This is a genomic window from Sporosarcina saromensis, from assembly GCF_054901285.1.
The window spans coordinates 1,844,753-1,865,371 of record NZ_CM142738.1; the positions used below are offsets into that span (position 1 = coordinate 1,844,753).

Below are 20,619 nucleotides of genomic sequence, written 5' to 3' on the forward strand. Positions count from 1 at the left end.
TCTTGACAGGCAGTTTGGCAAATGAAAGAACGGAGGAATAATGATGGCTAAAAAAATGCCTGAAATTGGCGATTACAAATATGGTTTTAGTGATAAAGACGTATCTGTTTTCCGTTCGGAACGTGGTTTGACACGTGAAATCGTTGAAGAGATCTCAAAAATGAAAGAAGAGCCTCAGTGGATGTTGGACTACCGTCTTAAATCCCTTGAACTTTTCTACAACATGCCAATGCCTCAATGGGGCGGAGATTTGAAATCGCTCAACTTCGACGAAATTACGTATTATGTAAAACCTTCCGAAGCGACAGAACGTTCATGGGATGAGGTTCCTGAAGAAATCAAGCGTACGTTTGACAAATTAGGGATTCCTGAAGCAGAACAAAAATACCTTGCGGGTGTTTCTGCACAATATGAATCTGAAGTTGTCTATCACAACATGAAAGAAGAACTTGAAGACATGGGTATCGTCTTCAAAGATACAGATTCTGCCCTTCGTGAAAACGAAGAACTGTTCAAGCAATATTGGGGTACGGTCATTCCGAACTCTGACAACAAATTTGCGGCATTGAACTCAGCTGTTTGGTCTGGTGGATCATTCATCTACGTACCACCAGGCATTAAAGTGGATACGCCGCTTCAAGCATACTTCCGTATCAACTCGGAAAACATGGGACAATTCGAGCGTACACTCATCGTCGTAGACGAAGGCGCAAGCGTCCATTACGTTGAAGGATGTACAGCACCTGTGTACACAACGAACTCTCTTCACAGTGCGGTCGTTGAAATCATCATTAAAAAAGATGCTTACTGCCGTTATACGACAATCCAAAACTGGGCAAACAACGTCTATAACCTTGTAACAAAACGTGCTGTATGTGAAGCAAACGCAACAATGGAATGGATTGATGGCAACATCGGATCGAAACTAACGATGAAGTACCCTGCATGTATCTTAAAAGGCGAAGGCGCACGTGGAATGACTCTTTCCATCGCGCTAGCTGGTAAAGGCCAACACCAGGACGCAGGTGCAAAAATGATGCACTTAGCACCAAATACTTCATCAACAATCGTTTCTAAATCCATTTCCCAACACGGCGGGAAAGTAACATATCGTGGTATCGTTCACTTCGGTCGCCGTGCTGATGGCGCGCGTTCCAACATCGAATGTGACACGCTCATCATGGATGACCTATCGACATCAGATACAATTCCATACAATGAAATCCTAAACGACAACATTTCACTTGAGCACGAAGCGAAAGTTTCCAAAGTTTCCGAAGAACAGCTCTTCTACTTAATGAGCCGTGGTATCGGTGAACTAGAAGCAACAGAAATGATCGTCATGGGCTTCATCGAGCCATTCACAAAAGAATTACCAATGGAATACGCAGTAGAAATGAACCGCCTCATTAAGTTCGAGATGGAAGGTTCGATTGGATAAATGTATTAAAACCTTGTCACATCAATATTTGTGGCAAGGTTTTTTTGTGTGAATTAATAGTAAAAACGTAAAGCTTTAATGGCAAGTTTTATTAAGTCGGTAGGTATTCAATCTCTTATGAAATCATAAGTAACATGAAATAATGTTGGTCAATAGCATACTGCCTACCACATTGTGGGCTGTATACAGATAAATTAACTCACTTTGTGAGAATGATAAGGTTACGTAAAGATTGTGTAAAAAGTGAGGGAATCTGAAAATAGTAGAGTATACTCGGGAGGATAAAAGAAGAAAGAGGGGATTGTTATGAGAAGAATTGCTGTAGATATGGATGAGGTACTTGCGGATTTTACGCAGCAAGTACTCGATGTATTAAATAATAAAACAAATCAACGCTATACACGTGCTCATTTAAACGAATACTCGATTGAAGAATTATACCCGAATGAATTGGACTACCTAGTAGAACAAATCCATACGGATCATTTCTTTCGTACTATGCAAGTAATTGAAGGGAGCCAAGTCGTATTAGAGCGACTCAGTAAACATTATGAAATTGTCATTGCGACAGCAGCGATGGAAGTGCCGAATTCATTCGCTGCCAAGTTTGATTGGTTGCGTGAACACTTCCCATTTTTAAATCCGAATTTGTTTATCTTCTGTGGCAATAAAAAAGTCGTCCAAGCCGATTATTTAATCGATGATAATATCCAACAGTTGACTCGCTTTGAAGGGCGAGGCGTAATGTATACAGCAATGCAAAACATTGAACTTGCTTATGATGTCCGTGTGGATAATTGGCATGAAGTTGAAATGTTTTTCATGGAAGAGTTAAGTGTAAAAGCGTAAATAACCTAACAACAGAGCTCAGGTTCTGTTGTTAGGTTATTTTTTTGAAATGGTGGATTCCCTTCAAAAATACCTAAAAGGTGGATTTTCTTCATGAGATTTTTACAAAGATACCGTAATGGATTTACATTCATGTCTTACAGTAGAGATGAAAGGAGGGAGTCGTATTTCCTCATTAATTGAGAAATTAGAACACCCGGATGTGGAATGGAGTAGGTCGCAAAAAAATATCGCAACATTTATCTTGCAACATTTACAAGAATGTAGTTTTTTAACTGCTCAACAAATCGCTAATCGAACAAAAGTTAGCGAAACGACGGTGCATCGGTTTGCAAAGCAACTCGGGTTTGACAGTTTTTTATTGATGAAGCAAGAACTACAATTTTTAAATCAACACAATCGAAAAGTGATTACAAAACTGATGAAGATGACAGAAGTCCCTGTTGAATCTTGGTTGTTTAAACATTTCATGACAGAAGTTGATAATGTGATGACGACTGGACAACAGATGAAAGAACCTGATGTTCAACAAGCTGCTAGTGATTTGTTGGGAGCGAGTCATATCTATGTCGCTGGTTGGCGAATGGGGCAAGCAGTAACGAGTTATATGAGTTATCTGTTGCGCTATACACTCGGCCGAACGACTTTCATCCCAATTGGGGACATTCCTGAATATGTAGATGTCTTTCAAGCGGAGGACGTGTTGTTCGTCAGTTTTTATCCGAGATATTGCCCGCACACTTTATATGTCATACGGGAAGCGAAACAGAAAGGGATGACAGTTATCGTTTTGACGGATCAACTCGCGTCTCCTGCAGCACCTTATGCTGATATACAGTTTACGTCACGCCAAGAATCAACATACTTTTTAGATTCTTATACGGGGGCACTTTCGATTTGCCACGCAATTATGCATGCGATTGCGCAACAAGACTCCTCCCGATTAGTCAAAAAGATTGAATCGATGGAACACCAATTTCAAAGGTATTACGAGGTAGATGGGGGAATATCATGAAAGTCACGATCATCGGAAGATGGGGAGCTTACCCAGCAAAAGGAGAAGCAACCGCTTGCTATTTAGTAGAGTGTGACGATTTAAAGATTCTGATTGATGTGGGAAGTGGAAGTTTGTCTCAACTCGGAAAATTGATTGATCTAGCAACAATTGATGTAGTATTCGTCAGTCATATCCACGCGGATCACATTGCAGATTTGATGACGCTCCAATACGCTGCACTTGTGGATACCCAATTAAAGCGAAGAAAGAAGAAACTACAAGTATTTCTCTATGATCCAGAGGCAAGTGTATCATTTGAATTTCCCGATGTGATTGAAAGACATCCATTACAACCCTCGTCAAAAGTAGTGTTGAAGGAATTAAACTGTACATTTTTTGAAACGAATCATAACGTGCCTACACTTGCCATGCGATTACAATGGAAAGGTCAAGTGTTCGTTTACACGGCAGATACCGCTTATTGTGAAAAATTAGCGCAGTTTGCGAAAGGGGCAGACATTTATCTGACAGAGTGTAGTTTTTATGCCGCTCAGCAGTCGATTGCATCTACACATTGTACGTCAAGTGATGTGGCGAAAATGATGAACATTGTCAAAGCGAAACAAACAATACTTACACACTTGCCACATTATGGGGAACAAAAATTATTAATAGAAGAAGTGAAGCAGCTTACAAATTACGCAGCACAATTAGCAAAACCATTTATGACAATGACGATTAAAGGAGAAGTGAATCATGCGCTTTAACCAAACATTCGTATTTATTATTCTTTCAGCTTTACTAATTCTTACAGCTTGCGGGTCAAAAGATGTGGGCAATAATGATTCATCAAAAACAAACAAAGAACAAACTTCTGCACTAGGTGAACGACAAGTATTGCGTATTTCAATGGCTACTGAAGTAGATAATTTAGATCCTTATCAAGCAGCAGCAACGGATACAGGTTCAATGATGGACAATGTATTTGATGGATTATTTGATACAAATGAAGCGGGCGAATTAGAGCCGCGTTTAGCGACAGACGTAGTCGTCTCTGAAGATGGACTCACGTATACATTCACGTTAAGAGAAGGAGTCACATTCCATAACGGTGCAACATTTACTGCTAAAGATGTCGTGTATTCTTATGATCGTTTAGCTGGTTTAACTTCAGGTGAACCACTCTCGTCAAAGTTTTCAGTCATATCCTCGATAGAAGCGAAGTCAGACACAGAAGTGGCAGTCGTGTTAAAAGAAGTGGATTCATCATTTTTAGCACGTAACATCGTTGCGATTTTACCAGAAGGTTATGAAGAACATTCGACGAAACCGGTTGGTGCGGGTCCATTTTCGTTCAAACAGTATGATGCGGGTCAACAATTAGTACTAGAGAAAAACGAAAACTATTATTTAACGGACCGTGTGCCGACAGTTGACGAAGTACAGTTTAAAATTATGCCAGATTCAGAAGCTGCATTGCTTGCATTACAAGCTGGAGATATCGATGTAATTCCAGGTATTTCTGAGTTAGGTATTCAACAATTAGGTGATGCGATTGACGTCGTTTCAGGACCGCAAAACATGGTGCAATTAATGGCGATGAATAATTCATTTGAGCCTTTTACAAACGTGAAAGTACGCCAAGCTATCAATCATGCAATTGATAAAGATGTCATCATTCAAACGGTAGCTGAAGGGAAAGGGACGAAATTGGGTTCAAACTTTAGCCCTGCAATGGATTTCTTTTTCCAAGAAGGATTAGAAAATTATTATCCGCATGATATCGAGCAAGCGAAAAAACTCCTTGAAGAAGCTGGCTATCCAGAAGGATTTTCATTTACGTTAACGGTGCCATCAGAATATCAATTCCATGTAGATACAGCTCAAATATTGGCGAGCCAGTTAGCGGAAGTCGGAATTTCTGTAAGTATTGAGTCGATTGAGTTTAGTACATGGTTAGAACGCGTGTATTCAAATGCGCAATATGAAGCGACGGTCATCAGTTTTACAGGGAAATTAGATCCGTTTGAAGTAGTCGGCCGTTTTGTGAGTGATTATACGAAAAACTTCGTGAAGTTTAATGATCCTACGTTTGATCAAGCCATTCAATCAGCTCTTGCGACGACTAATGAGGACGAGCGTGCGGAGTTTTATAAAAAGGCACAGATGATATTGACAGAACAAGCAGCAAGTGTTTTCATCATGGATCCCGATCGTTCAATCGGTATGCGAAAAGGAATTTCAGGTTTTAAAATGTATCCGATTCAAAAATTCAATCTTGAAGATGTGACAATATCAGATAAGAAATAAGGAGTTTAGCCATTGAAACGACTAACTTATAAATTGTTGTCATCTATTCTTACGTTGTTTATCGTCACATTGCTGATTTTCTTCATGTTTCAAGTGTTACCAGGAAATCCAGCACAAATCATTTTAGGGATTGATGCTGATGAAGCGCAAATCAAGCAACTTGAACAAAAACTAGGATTAGATGAACCGCTCACGACCCGTTATATGCAGTGGGTACAAGGAATTTTTACGGGTGATTTGGGCGAGTCGTTGAAGTACCAAATGCCAGTGATGGATGTGTTAAAGCAAAGAGTGCCTGTCACTCTAGCTTTAGCACTGTCATCACTTGTTATAACGGCTTTAATCGCCTTGCCACTCGGTATGTTTATCGCAATGAAACAAGACAAATGGTACGCCTTTGTAGTAAATCTCTTCACTCAATTAGGCATCGCAATTCCATCATTTTGGTTTGGTTTTTTGCTCATTTATTTGTTTGGTGTGAAGTTAGGGTGGTTCCCGACATTTGGATATACAGCATGGAGTGAAAATCCGATGCGAGCAATCCAGTCGTTTATTTTACCAAGTATTGCGATTGCAGTATCGAATATTGCTGTCGTTACCCGTTACTTAAGAAATACCATTCTCGATCAGACGACGATGGATTACGTTCGAACCGCGAAAAGTAAAGGGGTCAAAGATCATCAGGTGATGTCTCGTCACATCGTAAGAAATGCATTCATTCCTGTGTTAACGATTATGGGAATGATTGTGGCGGATACGATTGCAGGAAGTATTATTATCGAAAATGTATTTGCTTTACCAGGTTTAGGGAATTTATTAATTCAGTCGATTACGAGTCGAGATTTTCCGTTAATTCAAGCACTCGTTTCGTATATTGCGATATTTGTAATCGTCATTAATATTGTTATCGATTTGCTTTACCGCATCATCGATCCAAGAATAAAGAAGAAAGGTTGAATGCGTGTGAAGAAAAATCTTTCACTACAAATCGGTTTTGTGCTTGTAGGATCACTCACCTTACTCATGTTGGTCAGTTTGATATATACGCCGTATGATCCTAACCAAATGTTTCCTGGTGAACGGCTTCAACGACCGAGCATGCAACATTTGATGGGCACGGATAACTTCGGGAGAGATATACTGAGTCGTGTCATGGAAGGCGCGCAGACAGCGTTTTTAATAGGATCCATGTCGGTAGCGATAGGCTTATCTTTTGGATTGGTACTCGGATCGATTAGCGGTTATTTTGGTGGGTGGATCGATGAGCTCATTATGCGATTGATTGACGCGATGATGGCGTTACCTGGAATTTTATTTGCGATCGTTCTGGTAGCAGTCTTTAGCCCCAGCTTAACGATTACGATTATAGCAATTGGTCTTATGAGCATTCCTTCATTTACCCGAATCATTCGGTCAAGTTTCGTGCAAGCGAAGGAATTTGACTATGTGAAAGCGAGTAAAGCGAAAGGGGCATCGCATGTCCGTCTCATGTATCACCATATTTTGCCGAATAGTTTATCGCCAATTATTGTGGCGATTACATTAAGTTTTTCGAGTTCAGTTTTAGCGGAATCCGGCTTAAGTTATCTTGGGTTAGGTGTACAGCCCCCTTTCGCGAGTTGGGGCAGAATGTTAAAAGAAGCTCAACCATTCATTGCAGCTACACCTAGTTATATCATCATTGTAGGCGGAGTCATTACATGTATGGTACTCGGTTTTAATTTATTGAGCGATGGAATTCGTGACGCAAATGCTAGAAAATGAAAGGAGTTTATCGATGACCCAACCGTTATTTGAGATGATCGATGTAGATGTAGCTTTTCACTTGAAAGACGGCTCGTATAAGGCGTTAGATGGAATTTCATTTGAAATCGAACCGAATGAAATTGTTGGAATTGTAGGTGAGTCTGGTTGTGGAAAGAGTTTAACTTCATTGACGATGATGAATTTACTCCATCGGACCTCAGAACGTACTGCAGGTACAATGCGATTGAAGGGTAAAGTGTTAGACGAGCAAACAGATTGGCATCAAATTCGTGGAAATGAAATGGCAATGATTTTTCAAGAACCGATGACCGCCCTCAATCCTCTGATGACGATTGGTAAGCAAATGACTGAAAGCTTAAAACAACATACGAATCTTTCTAAAATTGAACGACAAGAGAAGGCGTATGCAGTGATGCGTGAAGTCGGTTTATCTCGAGTGGAAACGTTGTATCGTTCCTACCCACACGAATTATCTGGAGGCATGCGTCAACGGGTAGTCATTGCGATGGCTTTAATTAATGAACCTGATTTAATCATTGCGGATGAACCGACAACTGCTCTCGATGTAACGATTCAAGCACAAATTTTACATGTGTTTAAATCCGTGATGACAAAACGCCAGTCTTCACTTGTATTTATTTCTCATGATCTAGGTGTCATTAAAGAAATTTGTGACCGTGTCATCGTTATGTATGCAGGAAGAATTATTGAAACAGGGACTGTAGAAGATGTCTTCAGTCAACCCAAACATCCGTATACAAAAGGATTATTACAAGCGATTCCTACTTACAGTAAAAGGGGGACTCCTTTATATACAATCCCTGGCACAGTCCCACCTCTCCAAGATAGAAAGAATGGCTGTCTTTTCGTTGACCGTTGTGGAGAGCGTATGCCTCAATGTATCGTCGATCGCCCATTCACTACTGGAGAACATGGTCATTATGCTAGTTGTCATCTTATGTATGAGGAGGATGGTGTAAATGCCGTTGATTCAACTCGAAAATGTCCACAAAACATTTGATGTTCCTCAGCAGTCCTTTTTTGAGAAAAAGAAAGTTGTACATGCAGTAAATGGCATTCATTTAACGTTAGTTGAAGGTGAATCCTTTGGTGTAGTCGGGGAATCGGGGTGTGGAAAGTCAACGACAGGTCAACTAATCGTGCGTTTACTAAAACCGACCGAGGATCTATTACGTATAAAGGAAGAGATATAGCGACCATGAATCGGCAGGAAATGAAGCAGTGGCGCAAGGAAGTACAAATCGTCTTTCAAGACCCATACTCATCTCTGAACCCTCGTAAAACAGTATTTTCAATTGTAGAAGAACCTTTACGTATTCATCGTCTAGGAAATGCAGAACAACGCCGCGCGAAAGTAAGCCGCGTGTTACAAGATGTAGGCATTGACGAAAGCTTTTTTCAACGTTTTCCTCATCAGCTATCCGGTGGACAAAGACAGAGGGTAGCGATAGCGAGTGCACTTGTTTTGGATCCGTCATTTATTGTCATTGACGAAGGCGTATCTGCACTGGATGTTTCCGTTCAAGCACAAATATTAAACGTTCTGAAAAAAATTCAAAAGCAATATCAATTGACGTACTTATTTATTTCTCATGATTTGAATGTCATCCAATATTTTTGTGATCGTATAGCTGTAATGTATTTAGGCGAAATTGTAGAGATTATAGAGCGAGATAACGTTGGAAAAACACCAGTTCATCCTTATGCAAAAGCATTGTTTTCTGCTATTCCACAAGTGGATCAAAAAGGAGCATTAACATTGCTTGAAGGTGAAATCCCAAGTCCTATCGATTTACCGTTAGGTTGCAAATTTAGTACACGTTGCCCATACATGCAGGAAACTTGTTTACAGAAATCGCCAACGCTTGACCGGTTAGCTAACGGGAATGCTGTTCGTTGTCATTTTGCTTCCTCGATTCAGAAAGGAGACATACAATGAGAATAGGTGTAATCTCAGATTTACATATTGACCAACGTGAAAATTCGGACCTGTTATACGCTAGCTATCTAGCACAGCTCGTTAAACTTGCCGGACAACAGCAGCTAGATTGCTTAGTAATCGCAGGAGATATTAGCAATGATAGTCAACTTACTTTAAAATTTATCAGTGATTTAGATAGTCGCTTGCGCTGTCCAATTCGTTTTGTTGCGGGAAATCATGATCTCTGGACACTCGCTGACAAAGAGAAAAATACTGAACAAATTGCTGCCCGACTTCAGGCGGATCCACGTTCCTTACAAAATAGACCTTATGTGTTAAATGACGAATGGGCAATAATCGGGCATAGCGGATGGTACGACTATTCGTTTGGCAATCAATTCACTACGCACGAACAGTTTTCACAAAAACAGTACAATGGTAGAACGTGGAAAGATCATCTTTATATTGACTGGAACATGACAGATGAAGAAGTAGTAGAACAGAGTTTAATTCAACTCCAATCAGATTTTGAACAAATCGGGGATCGACAGGTAATTTTATGTCTTCACATGGTTGCAACAGATGCCTTTATCGTGCCTACGCCGCACCCGGTGTTTGATTATTTTAATGCATTTTTAGGAAGTAAACGTTATGCTGAATGGATTGTATCACGTCCTTCGATTCGTTATATACTTAATGGCCATGTGCATTATAGAAAAAGATTCACGAAACATGAACAGACCTACATCTGTGCTTGTTTAGGAAATGAATCAGAATGGCAGTCGTCTAGTTTAGAAAAGGAACTACAATCCGCTTTTCAAGTGATCGATTTAGTTGACGGTTTAGTGTTGTAGTCATGGTTGAGCAATAGATAGGTGTTATGTAAAATCAATAGATACTTGTATTTGGACGAATCGTCAAAGAAAGAATAGAAAGGTTGAACAACCGCATTTCAAATGGTACGTAAGGTGTAAGTGGTGTGAGAGGTCGGCTAATCAATAATGATTAGCCTCCTACTCGATTTTTGATGAAAAAGCAAGTTCACAAACAGGAGATGAATGGTTATTAGATGGACCAAGGAGCAACACCAAACGGCTGCTAAGATGTTTGAGCAAGTGCTTAATTGGTCAAAAGCGATTTAGCGCGACTGTTTGCACCAAGTCATGAACATACCCGCGAACCTATATCCAACCAGCCACTTACTCGTAGTAAAACACCTTTCTTTGAAAATGCCACATATTTCACGAAAGCCGATAGATTTCATTCAAACGGCACATGCTCATGCCCTAAACTTGCATCTACCCCAAACATGCTTCTTCTCATGAACAACGCGGGATACTTGGGCCAAAACGCGGCATAACTCCGCCGAACACGGCATACTTCTGCCGAACGCCGCATAACTCCGCCGAACACGGCATACTTCTCCGAAACGCCGCATAACTCCGCCGAACGCGGCATACTTCCGCCAAACGCGGCATACTTCTCCGAAACGCCGCATAACTCCGCCAAACGCCGCATAACCCGGCGAATCCCCAGCCCAATGCAAAATAACAGAAGTACCAACTCCTCCTATGATATGATGACACTATTCATTCAAAAAAAACGAAACGGGGGATTGACGTGATTCACATCGGATTGACAGGGTGGGGCGACCATCCGGATGTCTATCATCCTTCTTCCAGCGCAAAAGAAAAATTACAAGATTATAGTGCACACTTTCCAATCGTTGAGCTAGACGCTTCGTTCTATGCAATCCAACCCGAACGCAATATCCGCAAATGGATTTCTGAAACACCTGAAACCTTTCAGTTTGTCGTGAAGGCATACCAAGGGATGACAGGGCATCAACGCGGGGAATTACCTTATGAAACACCTGAAGAAATGTTCGTCCAGTTTAAACGATCTATCGAGCCGTTGCGTGAAGCAGCTAAACTGGCTATGATTCTCGTGCAATTTCCACCATGGTTTGATTGCAAACGCGAAAATGTCGAGCAACTCCGCTTCATCAGGCACCAATTGGAAGGGTATGACGTCGCCATCGAATTTCGCCACCAGTCGTGGTATACAGAAGCCATGCGCGAAAAGACCCTCACCTTTTTACGCGAACATCACTTCATCCATTCAGTGTGCGACGAACCTCAAGATGGAGAAGGGAGCGTCCCTCTCGTAGCTGTTTCAACACGAAAAGATAAAGTGCTCCTTCGCATTCATGGCCGTAACGTAAACGGTTGGCGCAATCGCACAGGTAACAATGAAGCGTGGCGAGAAGTGCGGTATTTATACGATTATTCACATGCAGAACTAATGGAAATCGAGCAAGCAATTCGACAAGTAACAAGCGAAACGGAGCACGTATACGTCATTTTCAATAACAACTCAGGTGGTCATGCAGCTGAAAATGCAAAACGCCTTCAAAAAATGATGGGCATCGACTTCCAAGCGCTCGCACCTAAGCAGCTCGACATCTTTGAGGAGGAATAAGAAGTGGCATATATATTATTAGCATTGATTGGGGCGATTTCCGGCATTATGGGTTCGATTGTCGGCCTTGGTGGTGGAACGATTCTTGTCCCATTAACATTATTAATCGGTATTGATTTAGGACTCATTCCAGGAATCACCCCTCAAAGCGTCGTCGGCATTTCCGTCATCATGATGATCTTCAATGGTCTATCTTCAACGCTCTCACACGTAAAAGTGAAAACAATCGATTATCGGACAGGCTGGATCTTTTTTGCAGGCTCTATTCCCGGGACAATGATCGGCGCTTTTGTGAATAAAGGACTGGATTTACCATCCTTTAATTTGTATTTTGGAATTCTACTACTCGTCCTATCTATTTTATTGCTAGCAAGGAAATACTTAAAACCCATCCACTGGTTTGTCGATCGAGGCAAGCAAATGACATTCGTTGACCAACACGGGGAGTCACATGTGTATGGTTATCCGATATGGTTTGCACTCATTCTCACATTTACAATCGGTTTTACATCTGGATTATTCGGCATTGGTGGCGGCACGATGATTGTCCCAGCACTCATTTTGTTATTCTTATTTCCTCCACATGTTGCTGTCGGTACATCGATGTTCATCGTATTCCTATCTGCTATCGTCAATTCAATCACTCATATTTCCCTCGGTCATGTACCATGGTTGTATGCGTTAGCAGTCATACCAGGTGCCTATATTGGCGGAACAATCGGTACGATGTTGAATAAAAAAATGGATTCGGATACATTGGTGCTCGTGCTACGCATCATGTTATTGTTGTTCGGATTGCGATCAATCTATGAGGGGATTTGGGGATGACCAATGGAACAATTTGTCGAAAAAATCCACATATATCATACAAATGATCTTCATAGTCATTTCGAAAGCTGGCCACAGATTAGCCGCTATCTTCTTACACAACAAGCAATTCATGCAAACGCTTCGGAAACGAGTTTCCGTTTTGATATCGGCGATCACGTCGATCGTTCCCATCCATTTACAGAAGGAACGGCCGGAAAAGGCAATGTGGCGTTGCTGAACAGCGCAGGGTATGACGCGGTGACAATTGGCAATAACGAAGGCATTACGCTATCTAAAAATGCATTGAATACACTTTATGAAGGTGCGGATTTTGACGTCATACTTTGTAATCTAGTCGAAACTGACGGGTCCATTCCAAAATGGATGAAGCTGTATAAAATTTATAGCACCGTCGAGGGGACTCGCGTTGGCGTTATCGGAGCGACAGCGATGTATACGGATTTTTATTCAAAACTAGGCTGGCACATTCATGAACCACATGCCGCTCTGAAAGCAGTCGTCGAAAAAATTCGTCACGAAGTGGATATCCTCATTTGCTTATCTCATTTAGGTGTGAATGAAGATCGATTACTTGCCGAAATGTGCCCTGAAATTGACGTCATCCTCGGAGCGCATACGCATCATTTATTCCCTGATGGCGAACTTGTCCATCATTCGCTATTAGCAGCGACCGGGAAATTTGGACAATACGTCGGGCGTGTGACGCTAGAAGTGGATACAAAAAGCAACCGATTGCTGAATAAGCAAGCGACTGTTATCCCAGTAGGAGATTTGGCTTCTGGAAAAGATGATGTGCGCGAAGTGAACGGGTTACTAAACGCTGGTCAAATCGCATTGGATGAAAAAGTATTCTTCATTGAAACACCTTTGAAACAGCAGTTGTTTGCGAATAGTTCGTTAGCTACTTTTTTTGGTCAAGCGCTCCTTGCCTATACACATGCGGATTGTGCGATGTTTAATGCGGGCATATTTTTAAGAAGCCTTGAACAAGGGTGGGTAACAAAGCGTCATCTACACGAGTTACTCCCCCATCCGATCAACGTTTGCGTAGTAACATTGCGCGGTGAAGAGTTGCTGCGTGTTTACCACACTGCACAAAACGAGCAATGGCCGCAGTTGGAAATTAAAGGACTCGGTTTCCGCGGAACACTTATGGGCAACATGATCTTTGAACAATTAGCCATGAACGGGGATGGACACTTGCTGGTCGGCAGTGAAATCGTTCAAACAGACCATATATACCGATTGGCCACACTCGATATGTTCACATTTGGTTACTTCTTTCCGATGCTGAAAGATGTTGAAAAAGAGTATGTAATGCCTGAATTAATTCGCGATATTATGGCTTGGTATGGCAAACGTGAAATGATGGAATCACTTGGATTGCTTGAAGAAAATGAATAATAGTCTTTTAGAATGAACCACTCTTATCCTGCATAAGATTATGTAGGAGGAGTGGTTTTGAGATTTCATGGGCAATCACCCCGAAAATTTCATAGGCGGTCAAGGCGTCTTCAACGACAATATCCCCGCCACTATAACCGTGAACCAAGGCGCAAGCGTCGTTGGTTTCCGATTCTTTTTCCTGCATTACTCCTAACAATCGGCATGTTTTTGTACATCGTCAATTCAAAACTAACCCCCATCTACATTCAGTATGCAGAAGTCCAAACCGAGAAAATTGCCGCTTATGTCATCACACAAGCGATTAAGTCCCGCTCGACAGATATGTATGATGTGAATGAAATTATTGAAAATGTACCGACAGACTCACCTGGAATGGTGACAAATACATTTAACACTGAAATCATTAGCAAGACGATGGCAGAGATACAAACTCTTGTTGAAGCGCATTTAGAGCTTGCTGAAAGAGGCGACTTGGAAATGTTGCCGCTAAGTGAGGATATCGAATACGATCCTGAAGAAATGGAATCATATGGAGGCGTCGTATTTTTCGTACCGATGGGGCAGGCGACAAATATCCCCCTTATTGGTAACTTGGGACCTAAAATCCCGATTCGTTTTCACGTCATTGGCGATGTTCAAACGACGATAAAACATGAAATTGAAGAATTTGGAATTAATAATGCCATGGTGACTGTGAATGTCGTCGTAACGGTAAATGTTCAAATTATCGTCCCTTTAGCGACAACGAAAAGCACGGTGCAACAACAGATTCCAGTTGCTATCGGTTTAATTCAGAGCCCAATCCCTCAAATCTATAGCAAAGGGGATGTCAGTGCTCCGCAAGTCGAAGTACCCTATCCGGGAGTAAATGGAAAAGAGTAAGAGCTACTTGTAATCTGACGTGTAACCTGTTATTGTTGTAGAACAAGAGGAACACCGATTAGGTAGAGGCTGCATGACTTAAGAGTAATAGGCGCAAGATTGGCATCTAAGACCGTCTATGAAAGGAAGTTTTGCCGAAATATGAATGAGGATTGCCGATCCGTTCATATTGGGGTCATTTCGAACAGGGATGACACTGTCATGTATATTTACTACATGATGAGCTACAGATCGTACGTTAGATAAAGTCACCGAAGATTATCCAACAAACGACATGTAGAAAAGCCGATGCCTAGCACACAAACGTGTAAGGGCATCGGCTTTTTATTTCCCCCTACTTGTTCTTCAATGATAAATAAGAAATTGAGGAGGAAAATAGTATGATAGGTACATGGGTTTCAATCTTACCACCACTGATTGCGATTGTGATGGTATTAGTAACAAAAAGGGTTTTATTATCGCTAGGATCGGGCATTTTAACTGCCGCATTATTGGTAGCATCCTTCGGTCCAGTAGACACATTGAAAAACATTTGGTCCGCTCTAACAGTATCTTTTTGGGACGGTGGAGCACTTAATACGTACAATATTTTCATCATGGTCTTCATCTTATTCCTAGGCATTATTACAGCGTTTGTCAGCTTGTCAGGTGGCAGTAGAGCGTTTGCTGAATGGGCAGTCCGACGAATTAAAACAAGAAGAGGCGCAAAACTGTTGACCATTATTCTTGGTATCCTCATTTTTGTGGACGACTATTTCAACGCATTAGCTGTTGGCCAAATTGCTCGTCCGATCACAGACAAGCACAAAATATCAAGAGCGAAATTAGCATACTTCATCGATTCAACTTCAGCACCGATTTGTGTCGTGTCACCAATATCTAGCTGGGGAGCATTTCTGATCGGCCAATTAGCGCTGATATTGGGCACTACGGCTGCTGTAAATTATTCACCACTTTCAGCTTTTCTTATGATGGCACCGATGAATTTCTATGTTATCGCTACATTAGCGATGGTCTTCTTCTTTGCTTGGACGAATATTGACTTCTTTGAAATGAAGAAACACGAAGAACGTGCACAGAAAACGGGCGAATTATTCGACCCGGAAAAAGAAATTCCGGGGCAATTAAAAGAAGATTTTCCTGAGCATGGATACGGCCATGTGAGAGATTTAATCGCTCCAATTGTGACATTAATTGTCGCAACGCTCGGTATGATGGTATGGACTGGCTACCGTGCAAGTGACTCTCTAAGCATTTGGGCAATTTTCGAAAACACCGATGTACCTTTATCATTAGTAACAGGTGGAACAATTGGAACAATATTAGCCGCAATTCTTTACATTGCACAAATGGGACGGAATGAGACGGCGTCTTATACATTGGTCGGCAAAGCATTTACGACAGGAATCAAAGCGATGATGCCAGCAATCCTAATTTTAGTGTTAGCATGGGGCTTGACACACTTAATCGGCATTTTAGAAACAGGTCCATTCTTATCGAGTGTTGTTGAGCAATCGAACATTCCGGTAAACTTCTTGCCAGTTATCATGTTCGTCCTAGCAGGTCTCATGGCGTTTTCAACAGGAACATCATGGGGATCATTTGGGATTCTATTACCAATCGCCGGGACAATTATGACAAACGCAGCACCAGAGTTATTGCTTCCAGCATTATCTGCTGTTCTTGCAGGCGCTGTATTTGGTGATCACTGTTCACCTATTTCTGATACGACGATTCTTTCTTCGACGGGAGCCGGATCCAATCATATTGATCATGTTGCAACGCAGCTACCATACGCACTCATGGCAGCAACCGTCGCAACAATCGGCTACCTCATCTTAGGCGTGACGGGCTCCGTATGGATTGGCCTCGTCGTCGTCATCTTACTCATTATCGCTTTGTTCGCATTCTGGACATCGCGCAATAAAAGAGTAGTAGAACAACCAACAGTCGTTGAATAAACACATAACAATAGTAGCTAAAATGGAACTGACTTTGTTCAGTTCCATTTTTGTTGAATTCTAATGGAACTTCTATCTATATCTGGTTCCATGTTCCGGGGGAAAGTGGGACTACTGAGACATCCAATCCATTTCAAAGCCTCACCGAATGGAAATTTGTCTCTCTGGCGTAATGAGCAATGGTTTAAAGACACGTTAGCAGGAAATTTTAAAGCTCCGGTGTCATAAAACGAACTATATTGACTCGCTATTAGAAAGTCACACAGGTCTCTCGTCATTAAACACGGTTTAAAGACACGGCCAGCCGTAGAATCCCCGGATCCGGCGTCGATAAACGGATATATCGACACGTTAGCAAGAGAATCCCCGGATCCGGCGTCGATAAACGGATATATCGACACGTTAGCAGAAGAATCCCCAGCTCCGGCGTCGATAAACGGATATATCGACACGCCAGCAAGAGAATCCCCAGCTCCGACGTCGATAAACGGAAATATTGACACGCTAGTAAGAAAATCCCCGCTACAAATCAGTAAGACACAGACTATAAAAATGTCTCAGCCAACTCATCAACCTCAATTTAATAGGATCAGCATTTCCGGTGATAAGCAAAACAATTTCCTTCAATCGTTGAACTGAATGAATATTCAAGGAAAAGCACACATAAATTCTATTATGATGAAAAAGTTCGAAGCCTTGAAATAGTATAGAAGAATAGTGAAACTTTCGAAAACGCGACAAAGTAACGATTGAGTAGTGAGTGAAAGGTACCATTTCGGGTGTCGAAGTTATTTAATAAAAAATATTTTGACAACGTTAACTAAGACGTATATACTATGTTTATGATTATATAATAATCAGAAAATACCAAAGTATTACAAGACTCTATTAGAAAGGGGAGCTTTAAATGGCACAGCGTTCGCAATGGGGTACACGAGCTGGTTTTATTATGGCAGCTGTCGGATCTGCTGTCGGGCTAGGAAACATCTGGCGTTTTCCATACGTTGCGTATGAAAACGGTGGAGGGGCATTTTTCATACCATATTTATTTGCATTATTAACCGCAGGTATCCCGATTTTAATCATGGAATTCACGATTGGGCATAAGTATCGTGGATCTGCACCATTATCTTTCTTCCGTATGAAAGGGAAAGGGGCAGAGTGGATTGGTTGGTGGGGCATCTTTGTTTCATTTGTCATTTCGACATATTATGCTGTAATTATTGCCTGGGCAATGAAATACTCTATTTACTCCTTTAATTTAACATGGGGAGATGATACTGGAGGTTTCCTTTTCGGGGATGTCCTCAACTTAGCGGATAATCCAGGTGATGTCGGTGGCCTTGTACCAGGGGTGTTTCTACCATTACTCCTTGTGTGGGCTATTGCATTTATTATTCTATTAGCGGGTGTTAAACGGGGAATTGAATTAGCAAACAGAATTTTTATTCCAACATTGGTTGTCGTGTTCCTCTTGGTCGTTATCCGAGCTGTTACATTGGATGGTGCAGCATTAGGACTGGATGCTTTCTTTAAACCGGATCTGAGTAAACTAGCTGATTCAACCGTTTGGGTAGCAGCTTACGGTCATATATTCTTTAGTCTTTCCATTGCATTTGCTATTATGATAACGTACTCAAGTTATTTACCTAAAAAATCAGATATTACAAACAATGCGTTCATTACGGGATTTGCGAATTCAGGTTTTGAATTATTAGCGGGTATTGGAATCTTTGCAGCACTAGGATTCATGGCAACTCAAGCAGGAGAACCGGTCTCAGAAGTGGCTTCAGCTGGTGTTGGATTGGCATTTGTTGTGTTCCCGAAAATCATTAATGAAATGCCGGGCATGAATGGAATCTTTGGATTCTTATTCTTCTTCTCATTAGTGTTAGCAGGTCTTACTTCACTCATCTCCATTTGTGAGACATACATTGCGGGATTATCTGAGAAGTTCAATATTTCACGACGAAAAGCTGTTCTTTTCGGTGCAGGATCTGCTTCCATCATTTCAATCTTGTTTGCTACACGCGGAGGACTATACTTCTTAGATGCTGCAGATTACTTCATTAACCAATTCGGTGTTGCGGCAATTGGTCTCGTGGAAGTGTTCTTGATCGCTTGGGTATTCAGAAAGCTCAAAGTGTTCGAGAATCACGCAAACGAAATTTCGGATATTAAAGTCGGTTTGCTTTGGAGAATCTGTTTAACATTTGTGACACCAATCGTCCTTGGTTACATGATGTTTGATTTACTACGTATTAATCTGATGAAATTGCATAAAGACAGCGAAGGCAATATTATCGGCAACTACGAAGGCTATCCAGATGCATTCATTTTCCAAAGTGGTTGGATGGTAGCGTTGTTTGCAATCGTCATGGCCATCATCTTTACAATGATGAAATGGAATAGAAATACGATCGATTCCACAGACTACGATAATCGATAAGGAGGATTCAATATGAGTGGTTCAGCAATTTTCATGATGATACTAGGAATCCTCGTTATTTGGGGAGGCCTTGCAGGTAGCATTTTCTATGCAATCTCAAAGTCGAGAAGCAGAGCTTAATGTAGAAGAACAATGTTTAACGACCAAGATGCCAGTTCAAGTTTAATCGATTCATAAAAAGTGTAAAGCCGATATGCAATTCGTCGGTTTTACACTTTTTTAGCGGAATTAATTACCATCAATATAAGCATGTTTCAAGTGTATTGTGAGGGAGTTGTAGTTGTTAGAAGTCAGAAAATATGATACATTGACAGAAGTGGTTTATGCCAAACAAGCAAAGGAATGGAGTCGGTTATTGTGTCCTGCAGACCAGAAATAGGGAAAAAAGAAGAGCATATTCGTAAACCGGATTGGTTGAAAATTAAACTGAATACGAATGACAATTATACGGACTTGAAGAAACTGATGCGTGAGAAAAATTTACATACTGTTTGTGAAGAAGCACGGTGCCCGAACATTCATGAATGTTGGGGAGAGCGTAGAACAGCGACGTTCATGATTTTAGGGGCAGTTTGCACAAGAGCATGCCGTTTTTGTGCGGTAAAAACAGGATTACCAAACGAATTAGACCTTGCAGAACCAGAACGTGTAGCAGATTCCGTTTCACTTATGAACTTGAAACATGTCGTTGTCACTGCGGTAGCGAGAGATGATTTAAAAGATGGTGGTTCTGAAGTGTTTGCAGAAACCATTCGTGCCATCAGACGAAAAAATCCGTTTACGACAATTGAAGTGCTTCCATCCGATATGGGTGGAGTGGAAGAGAACTTGCAACGGTTAATGGATGCAAAACCGGATATTTTGAATCATAATATTGAAACCGTCCGGCGTTTGACGCCAAGAGTCCGGGCACGCGCAACGTATGATCGCTCGTTGGAACTGTTACTTCGTGCAAAAAATATGTATCCGGATATTCCAACAAAATCTTCCCTCATGCTTGGTTTAGGGGAATCGATGGAAGAAATTATTGAAACGATGGATGACTTGCGTGCACACAACGTGGACATTATGACAATTGGACAATACTTACAGCCTACCAAAAAACATTTAAAAGTCCAAAAATATTATTCTCCACAAGAATTCGGTGAGTTGCGCAAAATTGCCATGTCAAAAGGCTTCTCCCATTGTGAAGCAGGGCCGCTTGTCCGTTCAAGCTACCATGCTGATGAACAGGTTAATGCAGCTGCAAAGGAAAAACAGCGTATTGGGGATGAGCTGTTACAATCTACAGTGAAAAGCTGA

The 20,619-nt window shown here is 41.3% G+C and carries 18 protein-coding genes, 1 pseudogene and 1 riboswitch; all 19 genes and pseudogenes read left to right on the forward strand.

The window, feature by feature from the left end; genetic code table 11:
- The first annotated feature begins 43 nt into the window (after positions 1-43).
- The 19 genes and pseudogenes from sufB to lipA all read left to right on the forward strand — a co-directional run bounded on the left by sufB (position 44) and on the right by lipA (position 20,619).
- Positions 44-1,441 (forward strand): Fe-S cluster assembly protein SufB, encoded by a 1,398-nt coding sequence (gene sufB / locus ACVHUV_RS09110; RefSeq protein ID WP_317943929.1) that lies wholly within the window; start codon positions 44-46, stop codon positions 1,439-1,441.
- A 306-nt stretch (positions 1,442-1,747) separates the two neighbouring features.
- The gene (locus tag ACVHUV_RS09115; protein ID WP_462086818.1) at positions 1,748-2,290 is read left to right on the forward strand and encodes a 5' nucleotidase, NT5C type; all 543 of its coding nucleotides are present in this window, start codon (positions 1,748-1,750) and stop codon (positions 2,288-2,290) included.
- Positions 2,291-2,408: 118 nt separating this feature from the next.
- Complete coding sequence (locus tag ACVHUV_RS09120) at positions 2,409-3,305, forward strand: MurR/RpiR family transcriptional regulator (protein WP_317943932.1); 897 nt, start codon at positions 2,409-2,411, stop codon at positions 3,303-3,305.
- Positions 3,302-4,054 carry an MBL fold metallo-hydrolase gene (locus ACVHUV_RS09125; protein WP_462086819.1) on the forward strand — a complete coding sequence of 251 codons (753 nt, stop codon included), beginning with the start codon at positions 3,302-3,304 and terminating at the stop codon, positions 4,052-4,054. Before ACVHUV_RS09120 ends, ACVHUV_RS09125 begins: the two co-directional genes overlap by 4 nt.
- Entirely contained in the window at positions 4,044-5,597 is a 1,554-nt protein-coding gene (locus ACVHUV_RS09130) for an ABC transporter substrate-binding protein (protein ID WP_462086820.1), read from the forward strand. Before ACVHUV_RS09125 ends, ACVHUV_RS09130 begins: the two co-directional genes overlap by 11 nt.
- Before the next feature lie 12 nt (positions 5,598-5,609).
- Positions 5,610-6,554, forward strand: coding sequence for an ABC transporter permease (locus tag ACVHUV_RS09135; RefSeq protein ID WP_371391843.1), 945 nt, complete (start codon positions 5,610-5,612; stop codon positions 6,552-6,554).
- Positions 6,555-7,361, forward strand: coding sequence for an ABC transporter permease (locus ACVHUV_RS09140; protein ID WP_462086821.1), 807 nt, complete (start codon positions 6,555-6,557; stop codon positions 7,359-7,361).
- Between the two features lie 13 nt (positions 7,362-7,374).
- Positions 7,375-8,385 (forward strand): ABC transporter ATP-binding protein, encoded by a 1,011-nt coding sequence (locus ACVHUV_RS09145; protein WP_462086822.1) that lies wholly within the window; start codon positions 7,375-7,377, stop codon positions 8,383-8,385.
- A pseudogene (locus ACVHUV_RS09150) lies at positions 8,345-8,823 on the forward strand (ATP-binding cassette domain-containing protein); the annotation flags it as partial. The gene ACVHUV_RS09145 and the pseudogene ACVHUV_RS09150, both read left to right, overlap by 41 nt.
- 198 nt (positions 8,824-9,021) lie before the next feature.
- Positions 9,022-9,324, forward strand: a complete 303-nt coding sequence (locus ACVHUV_RS09155) for an oligopeptide/dipeptide ABC transporter ATP-binding protein (RefSeq protein WP_462086888.1) — start codon at positions 9,022-9,024, stop codon at positions 9,322-9,324.
- Entirely contained in the window at positions 9,321-10,160 is an 840-nt protein-coding gene (locus ACVHUV_RS09160) for a putative phosphoesterase (protein WP_462086823.1), read from the forward strand. Before ACVHUV_RS09155 ends, ACVHUV_RS09160 begins: the two co-directional genes overlap by 4 nt.
- Positions 10,161-10,926: 766 nt before the next feature.
- On the forward strand, positions 10,927-11,787 hold the full coding sequence (locus ACVHUV_RS09165; protein WP_462086824.1) for a DUF72 domain-containing protein: 861 nt from the start codon (positions 10,927-10,929) through the stop codon (positions 11,785-11,787).
- A 3-nt stretch (positions 11,788-11,790) separates the two neighbouring features.
- A complete protein-coding gene (locus tag ACVHUV_RS09170; RefSeq protein ID WP_317943949.1) occupies positions 11,791-12,615 on the forward strand; it encodes a sulfite exporter TauE/SafE family protein in 825 nt (274 codons plus the stop codon).
- Positions 12,616-12,618: 3 nt separating this feature from the next.
- Positions 12,619-14,022, forward strand: coding sequence for a bifunctional metallophosphatase/5'-nucleotidase (locus tag ACVHUV_RS09175; protein ID WP_371391838.1), 1,404 nt, complete (start codon positions 12,619-12,621; stop codon positions 14,020-14,022).
- Between the two features lie 57 nt (positions 14,023-14,079).
- Complete coding sequence (gene yunB, locus ACVHUV_RS09180) at positions 14,080-14,907, forward strand: sporulation protein YunB (RefSeq protein WP_371391837.1); 828 nt, start codon at positions 14,080-14,082, stop codon at positions 14,905-14,907.
- A gap of 55 nt (positions 14,908-14,962) precedes the next feature.
- A riboswitch (Lysine riboswitch) is annotated at positions 14,963-15,142 on the forward strand.
- 145 nt (positions 15,143-15,287) lie between these two features.
- Entirely contained in the window at positions 15,288-16,868 is a 1,581-nt protein-coding gene (locus ACVHUV_RS09185; RefSeq protein WP_462086825.1) for a Na+/H+ antiporter NhaC family protein, read from the forward strand.
- A 907-nt stretch (positions 16,869-17,775) separates the two neighbouring features.
- Positions 17,776-19,317, forward strand: a complete 1,542-nt coding sequence (locus ACVHUV_RS09190) for a sodium-dependent transporter (RefSeq protein WP_462086826.1) — start codon at positions 17,776-17,778, stop codon at positions 19,315-19,317.
- A 12-nt stretch (positions 19,318-19,329) separates the two neighbouring features.
- Positions 19,330-19,437 carry a methionine/alanine import family NSS transporter small subunit gene (locus tag ACVHUV_RS09195; protein WP_317943959.1) on the forward strand — a complete coding sequence of 36 codons (108 nt, stop codon included), beginning with the start codon at positions 19,330-19,332 and terminating at the stop codon, positions 19,435-19,437.
- 222 nt (positions 19,438-19,659) lie between these two features.
- Complete coding sequence (gene lipA / locus ACVHUV_RS09200; protein ID WP_317943960.1) at positions 19,660-20,619, forward strand: lipoyl synthase; 960 nt, start codon at positions 19,660-19,662, stop codon at positions 20,617-20,619.

What these genes read in the sequence shown, in the direction of transcription:
- sufB (WP_317943929.1), top strand. Translation starts at nt 44, where the DNA reads ATGGCTAAAAAAATGCCTGAAATTGGCGATTACAAATATGGTTTTAGT.
- ACVHUV_RS09115 (WP_462086818.1), top strand. Translation starts at nt 1,748, where the DNA reads ATGAGAAGAATTGCTGTAGATATGGATGAGGTACTTGCGGATTTTACG.
- ACVHUV_RS09120 (WP_317943932.1), top strand. Translation starts at nt 2,409, where the DNA reads ATGGATTTACATTCATGTCTTACAGTAGAGATGAAAGGAGGGAGTCGT.
- ACVHUV_RS09125 (WP_462086819.1), top strand. Translation starts at nt 3,302, where the DNA reads ATGAAAGTCACGATCATCGGAAGATGGGGAGCTTACCCAGCAAAAGGA.
- ACVHUV_RS09130 (WP_462086820.1), top strand. Translation starts at nt 4,044, where the DNA reads ATGCGCTTTAACCAAACATTCGTATTTATTATTCTTTCAGCTTTACTA.
- ACVHUV_RS09140 (WP_462086821.1), top strand. Translation starts at nt 6,555, where the DNA reads ATGCGTGTGAAGAAAAATCTTTCACTACAAATCGGTTTTGTGCTTGTA.
- ACVHUV_RS09145 (WP_462086822.1), top strand. Translation starts at nt 7,375, where the DNA reads ATGACCCAACCGTTATTTGAGATGATCGATGTAGATGTAGCTTTTCAC.
- ACVHUV_RS09155 (WP_462086888.1), top strand. Translation starts at nt 9,022, where the DNA reads ATGTATTTAGGCGAAATTGTAGAGATTATAGAGCGAGATAACGTTGGA.
- ACVHUV_RS09160 (WP_462086823.1), top strand. Translation starts at nt 9,321, where the DNA reads ATGAGAATAGGTGTAATCTCAGATTTACATATTGACCAACGTGAAAAT.
- ACVHUV_RS09175 (WP_371391838.1), top strand. Translation starts at nt 12,619, where the DNA reads ATGGAACAATTTGTCGAAAAAATCCACATATATCATACAAATGATCTT.
- ACVHUV_RS09185 (WP_462086825.1), top strand. Translation starts at nt 15,288, where the DNA reads ATGATAGGTACATGGGTTTCAATCTTACCACCACTGATTGCGATTGTG.
- ACVHUV_RS09190 (WP_462086826.1), top strand. Translation starts at nt 17,776, where the DNA reads ATGGCACAGCGTTCGCAATGGGGTACACGAGCTGGTTTTATTATGGCA.
- ACVHUV_RS09195 (WP_317943959.1), top strand. Translation starts at nt 19,330, where the DNA reads ATGAGTGGTTCAGCAATTTTCATGATGATACTAGGAATCCTCGTTATT.
- lipA (WP_317943960.1), top strand. Translation starts at nt 19,660, where the DNA reads ATGGAGTCGGTTATTGTGTCCTGCAGACCAGAAATAGGGAAAAAAGAA.